The organism is Streptomyces sp. NPDC006655 (assembly GCF_040703965.1).
In the GTDB taxonomy this organism is placed as follows: Bacteria; Actinomycetota; Actinomycetes; order Streptomycetales; family Streptomycetaceae; genus Streptomyces.
In genome coordinates this window covers 1-7621 of the sequence record NZ_JBEYJU010000188.1, presented here as the reverse complement: position 1 = coordinate 7621, position 7621 = coordinate 1, and the positions used below count along the sequence as shown (strand labels likewise).

Here is a 7621-nt window from a genome sequence, read left to right as displayed (position 1 = left end):
AGCGGGTACTTCCTCGGGGCAGGCATCGTCTGGGCTCCTCTCGTGAGACCCATCTGACCCCCTGTCACCCATCCCCGCATCTCGGGGGAACCTCAGTCGGCCTTGCCCGCCATGTGAGCGTGGACCTCCACCAGGGCAGACAGCTGGCCCACCGCATACTCCACGGCTCGGCAGCGTCTGCCTGGCAGGCATCGGCCGACACGATCGAGGAGCTCTCGCTGGACCTGCTGCCCGGCTGGTACGACGACTGGGCCACGCTGCGGGCGGAGGACTGGCGGCAGCTGCGCATCCACGCCCTGGAAAGGCTCGCGGAAATCTTCATGGCGGCCGGCAGATACGCCGACGCGGTCGCCGCCGCCCACGCCGCGATCCGCGCCGACGCCCTCCGCGAGAGCAGCCAGTCGTGCCTGATCCGAGCACACCTGGCCGAAGGCAACCCCTCAGAGGCGATGCGGGATTTCGATCGCTACGCGCGACGCCTCCACTCCGAACTGGGCCTGTCCCCGACCACACACCTGCGCCGCCTCGTACCCGGCGCAATGAACAGAGGGCGAGAGCCAGTAACCGGGACGCCCGCCCTCTCGCAACGGCTTCCACCATGGCCCACCCGTAACCACCAGTGACCCAGCGGGTGCCCCGGCAGGATCAGGGCTTGCGGAGACGGCTCCGGAGCCCGGGTGCGGGCGCAGACGACGCCGGGTGGGTGACTGCGGTGGCTTGTACGGTCCTGGGCGGCATGGCAGGTGCAGTGGGGCGGGCAGCCGCGCGGGGTGTGGCCGGGCGGTCAGCGCCTGGTGTGGACGAACCTTTCAGTCATCGAGGAGATCCGGCATCGCCTCGAAGCCGTCGGAGTCGGTGCCGCTTGTCGTCGGTCGCTCTGTCGTCAACGTCATGATGCGCCCTCCCGCCCTCGGGGACCGGTCACCACTCAGAGCAGCCGCTCGGCTACAGCTTCGTGATCGCTTTCGTCCTTCAGTCCCACCCCGGTGATCCCCAGCTCCCGCCCCCTCCCCATCAAGCCCGCCAACTTCCCCGCTGCCAGCTCGTACGTCAGGCCCAGGGGCGGCCGGATGTTGCTCAGGCAGTTGCGGTCCGCGTCCGTCGTCTCCCCCGGCCTCGGCCGGTACGTCAGGTACGCGCCCAGCGAGTCCGCCGCCGACATCCCCGGTCGTTCGCCCACGAACACGACCACCATCGCCGCTCCCATCGCGGACGCGATGTCGTCGCCGAGGGCCACCCGGGCCTGTTCGGCCAGTACCACCGGCGCCACCCGCCACCCCACGAGCCGCGCCACCGTGCCTCGCACCATCGCAGCCGCGTGCTCGTGCACGGCCCGGCTGGACAACCCGTCCGCGACGACGAACACCACGTCCCAGTCGCCGACGGGCAGATGCGCACGGTCCATCGGGTCCAACCTGCGCCCCAGGTCGGGGCGTTGGAGGTACGTGAGGCGGTCACCCGCCGCGCTGCGGACCCGTACCGTCTCCCTTCCCGCGAGCCCCGCCGCCACCACCTCCGGCTCGAACGGCGAGTGCACGGCGTCCCGTGCCGCCGCGTGCGCGGACTGGAGTTCCAGCCGGTGCCGCGTCGGCAGCGAGGTGCCCGCGCGGCCGAGGCCGATACGGGCCTGGGTGTGCCGGCGCAGCGCGGACCAGAGGGGCAGGTCCCCGACGGTGAGATCGACTCTGCCGTTCGTCATGCCGCCAGTTCCCTTCCGATCGCGGTGAGGGGATGCGCCGAGTCCGACGGCACCTCCTTGATCGAACCCGTTTCGTCCAGCAGCCCGATCGACCCCAGCCATGCCTCGAACTCCGGTGCCGGGCGCAGGCCGAGGACCTCACGGAGGTACAACGCGTCGTGGTAGGAGGCCGATTGGTAGTTGAGCATGATGTCGTCGCCGCCCGGCGTGCAGATCACGAACGACGCGCCCGCGACGCCGAGCATGGTCAGCATGGTCGCCACGTCGTCGTCATCGGCGTCGGCGTGGTTCGTGTAGCAGATGTCCAGGCCCATGGGGAGGCCGAGGAGTTTGCCGCAGAAGTGGTCCTCCAGGGCGGCGCGGAGGATCTGGCGGCCGTCGTAGAGGTACTCCGGACCGATGAAGCCGACGACCGTGTTCACCAGCAGGGGCTCGTAGCGCCGGGCCACCGCGTACGCCCTCGCCTCCACCGTCTGCTGGTCCACACCGTGGTGCGCGTCGGCGGACAGGGCGCTGCCCTGGCCGGTCTCGAAGTACATGACGTTGTTGCCGACCGTCCCCCGGCCGAGCCCGCGCGCCGCCTCGTGCGCCTCGTCGAGGAGGCCGAGCGTGACACCGAAGGAGGCATTCGCCGCCTGGGTGCCGGCGATGGACTGGAAGACCAGGTCGACCGGGGCGCCCTGCTCCATCATCTGGACGCTCGTCGACACATGGCACAGCACCGAGGACTGGGTCGGGATCGAGTACCGGCCGATCACACCGTCCAGCAGCTCCAGCAGTGCCCTCGTCGCCTTCGGGCTGTCCGTCGCCGGGTTGATGCCGATCACCGCGTCGCCGGAGCCGAGCAGCAGGCCGTCCAGCAGGGCCGCCGCCACTCCCGCCGGGTCGTCCGTCGGGTGGTTGGGCTGGAGGCGGGTGGCCAGCCGCCCCGGCAGTCCGATCGTCGAGCGGAACGCCGTCACGACCCGGACCTTGCGGGCCACGGCGACGAGATCGGCGTTGCCCATCAGCTTCGAGACGGCCGCGACCATCTCCGGGGTCAGCCCGGGCGCCACCGCCGACAGCGTCTCGCTCCCCGCCGCCAGCAGCCATTCCCTCAGCTCGCCGACCGTCATCCCGCCCAGGGGCGCGAAGGCCGCCGCGTCATGCGTGTCGAGGATCAACCGGGTCACGTCGTCGGTCTCGTACGGGATCACCGGCTCGGTCAGGAAGGTCGCGAGCGGCACCTCGGCGAGGGCCCAGCGCGCGGCGACCCGTTCCTGGGCGCTCGCGGCGGAGAGGCCGGCGAGCCGGTCGCCGGAGCGCTCGGGGCTCGCGGCGGCGAGGAGGCGCGCGAGGGAGCCGAAGCGGAAGCGTTCGACGCCGAGTGTGGACGTGTAAGCGGTCATGGCGGTGACCGTACGAGCCGTGTGTTGCCTACAGGTTGCGCCAGATTTCTAAAGGTCTGGTGACAAACATTTAACGCCCCGAGGCCCTTGCTCGACTCATTCGGGCTACAGAGTTCCGGTCCAGTGCAAGCAGCGAGCAGCAAGAGAGGGGCCACCGGCTATGGCAGTGGACGAGGGAGTCGCCCCGGCGACGGCATCAGGCGACGAAAGTACAGTTCACCGGCTTAAGCCCAACGCGATCGGCCTGCTGGGCGTGGTCTTCATGGCCGTCGCGACCGCCGCCCCGATCACCGCGATGACCGGCAACGTGCCCTTCATGGTGTCGTCGGGCAACGGCATAGGCGCCCCGGCGAGCTATCTCGTCGCAATGGTCGTCCTGGCAATCTTTTCGGTCGGCTTCACGTCGATGGCGAAGCACATCACGTCCACCGGCGCCTTCTACGGCTTCATCTCCTACGGCCTCGGCCGCACCGCGGGCCTCGCCTCCGGCCTCCTCGCGACCTTCGCCTACGTCGTCTTCGAGCCGGCGCTGATCGGCATCTTCTCGGTCTTCGCCAACACAACGCTCAAGGACCAGACGGGCCTTGACGTCCCGTGGTGGGCGTTCGCGATCCTGATGCTCGCCGTCAACGCGACCGGCACCTGGTTCGGCGTCAGCGTCGCCGAGAAGCTGCTCGTCGTGCTCCTCGGCACCGAGGTCACCGTCCTCGCGGCCATGGCCATCTCGGTCGCCCTGCACGGGGGCGGCCCGCACGGCTTCACCTTCGGCCCGGTCAACCCGGTGAACGCCTTCAAGGGGACCTCCGCCGGCCTGGGCCTCTTCTTCGCCTTCTGGTCGTGGGTCGGCTTCGAGTCGACGGCGATGTACGGCGAGGAGTCCCGCGACCCGAAGAAGATCATCCCCAAGGCCACGATGATCAGCGTGCTGGGCGTCGGCGTCTTCTACGTCTTCGTCTCCTGGATGGCCATCATCGGCAACGGCGAGACGGAGGCCGTGAAGGCCGCCTCCTCCGCGAACCCCCTCGCCCTCTTCTTCAACCCCACCGAGCACTACGTCGGCCACTGGGCGGTCGTCGTCATGCAGTGGCTGATGATCACCGGCTCGCTGGCCTGCGGCATGGCCTTCCACAACTGCGCCGCCCGCTACATGTACGCGCTGGGCCGCGAAGGCGTCCTGCCGTCCCTCAAGCGCACGGTCGGCCGCACCCACGCCAGGCACGGCTCCCCGCACGTCGCGGGCCTGGTCCAGACGGCCGTGTCCGCCGTCCTCATCGGCGCGTTCTGGGCGGCCGGCAAGGACCCGTACAACGCGCTGTACGTCCTCCTCGCGATCCTCGGCACGATGGCGATCCTGGTCGTGCAGGCGGTCTGCTCCTTCGCGGTGCTGGTCTACTTCCGCCGCAACCACCCCGAGAGCCGGCACTGGTTCAGGACCTCCGCCGCCCCGCTCATCGGCGGCGTCGCGATGCTCGGCGTGGTCGTGCTGCTGGTGTCCAACATGGGCGTCGCGGCGGGCTCGGAATCCGGCTCCCTGCTGCTGAAGGCAACCCCATGGCTGGTCGCCCTGGTCGCGGCGACCGGCGTCGCCTACGCCCAGTACCTCAAGCACCGCTCCCCCGAGCGGTACGCCCTGCTGGGCCGGACGGTGCTGGAGGAGACCAAGGAGCGGTAGGGGCATGAACGGCGTCAGGGGTACGGGGTGTGGGGTCACCGCGTACCCACCTCCCGACCGGGGTTGACCATGGCGCGAGGCGACGGCCCGCAGCCCCCAGTGGCTGCGCCGAGACCTGCGTGGGCGTTCGGCGTCACCGCGAAACTGCCGCTCGCGCCCGCCAGGGCCCCGGCGGCGATCGCCACGGCGGTGGCGGGCGCCGTCAGTGCGGAGGTCTGCGGGAGCCGGGGACCGTACCCGCTCCAGCGTTTCGGCCGCCCGGGGCCGGTGAAGCGGAGGGTGTCTCCCGACGGGTGTGTTCCAGACTCTCGCCCAAGCGGCACGGCGCATCGGGCTGTAGCGGATCTCCAGGCCGAAGCCGGAGGGGTCCTCCTTTGTGGAGCAGCGTCTCCGGCTCCGTCCCGCACATCTCCACTCCGGGGTCGAGTCCGTCCTCGCCACCTACGCCGGACTCGCCCCAGCGACGCGGTCCTCGGGGACATCCCGTCCGGGGCGAGCACGCCTCCCATCGCGGCAACCGCCTGCTCGAACGCGCCCTGTTCCAGGCCACGTTCGCGGCGGTCGGCGGCAAAAGCGACCTGTCCTCGCGGGTCTACTACGAGCGCCGGCGCGCCTGCGGCAAGACCCACACCCGGGCTCTCCTCCGCCTGGCGGCCGGCTGCCGTACCGTGGCGCGGTCTTGATGGCTGAGCCGTTCCCGTGTCGCGTGCGCGGCCCGCCACCGGTGGTGCGTCGCCGAGGTCACCGGCGTACGGGGACACGCCACGCCGGTGCATCCAGCGCACCGCGTCCAGGCTGATGCCCGGCATCGGCCTCTCCGGGACGATGGTGTAAACCTACCCACGGCGCACCACCAAAGCGTCCCCGGGCTCCAGCCGTAGCCGTGGCGGACCTCAGCCGCCTCGAAGTCCTCCGAGGTGATCGGGTGCCCCGCGGGCAGCGGGCCCTCGAAGGCCAGGTCGAGCAGGACACCCTGGGTGCCTTCCGCGGTTGGATGCGCGAACTCTTCACCCGCCTCGCCGCCGACCCCGACGCCCTGGGCGACCAGCTCCAAATCTCTACGACGGCGCCGGCAACTCCGCCCTGATGGACCGATCGCCGTCCTGCCGTGTGCTGCGCAGGGGCGGGCGTGGTGCAGGGCCCGCCCCCGCGCTCGTCCGCGCCTGTGGGCTCAGGGCAGCTGCCACACCTGGGTGGACAGCCCGTTGCAGTCGTAGATCTGCAGCTGTGTTCCGTTCGCCGTGTTGCCCTGAGGGTCGTCCAGGCAACGTCCGGACTGGGGGTTGTACAGGCTGCCGTCAGCTCGAGGAACCCACTGCTGGCCGCCCGCGCCGTTGCAGTCGTAGAGCTGGACCTTGCTGAAGTTGGCCGTGGCGTTCTTGTCGATGTCGAGACACTTGCCGAAGGCGCGCAGGGTGCCGTCGGCGGCGGCCGTCCACTGCTGTCCGGGGACCTGGTTGCAGTCCCAGAGCTGGGCCGCGTTCTGGTTGGTGTTCGTGTTGGTGTTGACGTCGAGGCACTTGCCGGTGGTACCCGGACCGGTGACGGCGGCCGCAGTGCGGACGGTGACGTTGCGCCAGGACGCGGTGGTGCCGTAGTCGCGGAGCCCGACGGAGCCGTGGGAGAAGGCGCAGTCGCTCAGGCTGAGGTAGGCGGGGTTGCTCCAGGAACCGGCCGGCGCTCCCTGGACGGAGATGACGCAGCCGGAGACCTGGACGGTCAGGTGGTACCAGGTGCCGGCGGACAGACCGCCTGGTATCGGCGTGCTGCCCACCTGGGTCCAGCCTTAGTTCTCGCGCCCGATGACGAGGCCGGAGCCGGTGACGCCCACGTAGTAGCCGTTGACGTTGTCCGCTCCGGTGGTCGGGTCGGTGGCGCGGACCAGGAAACCGGCGTTGCCGTTGCCGCCCGTACCGCCGAGGCGGACGTCGCCCTGGAGGGTGTAGTCGGTCCAGCCGGTGGAGCCGGTGACGGCCTTGTTGCCGCCGGTGCCCCCGGTGGACTCGGAGTAGGTCCCGCCGGAAGCCGACCAGGTGCCGCCGTACCGCGTCCAACCGCCGTCTGGTCATGCTGACCTCGGACAGCAAGCAGACGATGACGCTGGACGTGTACTCCACGATCGGCACCCACGCCTACAGCACGTCCCAGCTCCTGCCCACGGTAGTCCTGGGCACCGTCCCACTGCTCGTCGTCTTCCTCGTGCTGCAACGGCACATCGTCGCCGGTATCACCGCCGGAGTCAGCAAGGGGTGAGGCATGCCCGGAGTGGCCGGGGAACGCCACCGCCCCACGTACTCGGTAAAGCACCGAGGACGAGAAACGCGCCTTTCGGGGACAGGGGCAGCGGCGGACGCGCCGTCACCGGACGCGTCCGCCCCAGTCTCGGATTGCCCCCTGATGTCAAGCGGAGGCGGGCGGTCCGTAGAAGGAGCGCTGCTTGATCGCCGGAGGATCCGGACGCCCGGGTCACCAGCCGTCCCCGGGTTCACCCAGCGGAAGCCCGGAGTCGCGGACCCAGGTCTGGCCCTCGCGTGTCCAGGCGACGCGGGGAGGGCTGCCCGGGCACCTTCCTCTGTAACGAGACCGGCTCACTGGCCGACAAGCAGGTCGATGCACCGACCGGGCCCCCTGACGGACTCGGAGCCGACCCCATGCCACAGGCGCTCGAACCGCCTGCTCCGGCCCCGGCCAGAAGCTTTCCCTGGTTCCGTGTTCCGTGGTCGAGGGCCGGCTCGGCCGGGTCCGTCACGCGCTCGCGGCGCATGACCGCCTAGGGCCCTTCTGATGGATCTCCGTGGGAGAAGGAGCGGCGTTCGGTGCGTGCGATCGGCGTGCGGGGTGGCGGGTCATGTGGCGGAGCCA

General features: G+C 70.5%; 7 protein-coding genes and 1 pseudogene. 5 read left to right on the top strand and 3 right to left on the bottom strand.

Translation table 11 applies throughout. From position 1 onward, the window contains the following. The first annotated feature begins 119 nt into the window (after positions 1-119). Positions 120-623, top strand: a complete 504-nt coding sequence (locus AB0958_RS43870; RefSeq protein WP_366896080.1) for a bacterial transcriptional activator domain-containing protein — start codon at positions 120-122, stop codon at positions 621-623. Positions 624-928: 305 nt separating this feature from the next. Here the strand turns inward: AB0958_RS43870 and eutC are convergent, their stop codons facing one another. After that, the gene (gene eutC / locus AB0958_RS43865) at positions 929-1699 is read right to left on the bottom strand and encodes an ethanolamine ammonia-lyase subunit EutC (protein ID WP_366896079.1); all 771 of its coding nucleotides are present in this window, start codon (positions 1697-1699) and stop codon (positions 929-931) included. Then, positions 1696-3087 (bottom strand): ethanolamine ammonia-lyase subunit EutB, encoded by a 1392-nt coding sequence (locus tag AB0958_RS43860; protein WP_366896078.1) that lies wholly within the window; start codon positions 3085-3087, stop codon positions 1696-1698. Before AB0958_RS43860 ends, eutC begins: the two co-directional genes overlap by 4 nt. A gap of 160 nt (positions 3088-3247) precedes the next feature. Between AB0958_RS43860 and AB0958_RS43855 the strand changes: the two genes are divergently transcribed. The 3 genes and pseudogenes from AB0958_RS43855 to AB0958_RS43845 all read left to right on the top strand — a co-directional run bounded on the left by AB0958_RS43855 (position 3248) and on the right by AB0958_RS43845 (position 5846). Continuing rightward, the gene (locus AB0958_RS43855) at positions 3248-4759 is read left to right on the top strand and encodes an APC family permease (protein ID WP_366896077.1); all 1512 of its coding nucleotides are present in this window, start codon (positions 3248-3250) and stop codon (positions 4757-4759) included. A 433-nt stretch (positions 4760-5192) separates the two neighbouring features. Further along, positions 5193-5412 (top strand): annotated as a pseudogene (locus AB0958_RS43850) (transposase); the annotation flags it as partial. 272 nt (positions 5413-5684) lie between these two features. Beyond that, positions 5685-5846: a hypothetical protein gene (locus AB0958_RS43845; protein WP_366896076.1), complete on the top strand. Its 162-nt coding sequence runs from the start codon at positions 5685-5687 to the stop codon at positions 5844-5846. Positions 5847-5930: 84 nt separating this feature from the next. On the opposite strand, the gene AB0958_RS43840 is transcribed toward AB0958_RS43845, so the two are convergent. Continuing rightward, positions 5931-6533, bottom strand: coding sequence for a ricin-type beta-trefoil lectin domain protein (locus AB0958_RS43840; RefSeq protein WP_366896075.1), 603 nt, complete (start codon positions 6531-6533; stop codon positions 5931-5933). A gap of 293 nt (positions 6534-6826) precedes the next feature. Between AB0958_RS43840 and AB0958_RS43835 the strand changes: the two genes are divergently transcribed. Continuing rightward, entirely contained in the window at positions 6827-7012 is a 186-nt protein-coding gene (locus AB0958_RS43835) for a hypothetical protein (protein WP_366896074.1), read from the top strand. The last annotated feature ends 609 nt before the right edge of the window (positions 7013-7621 follow it).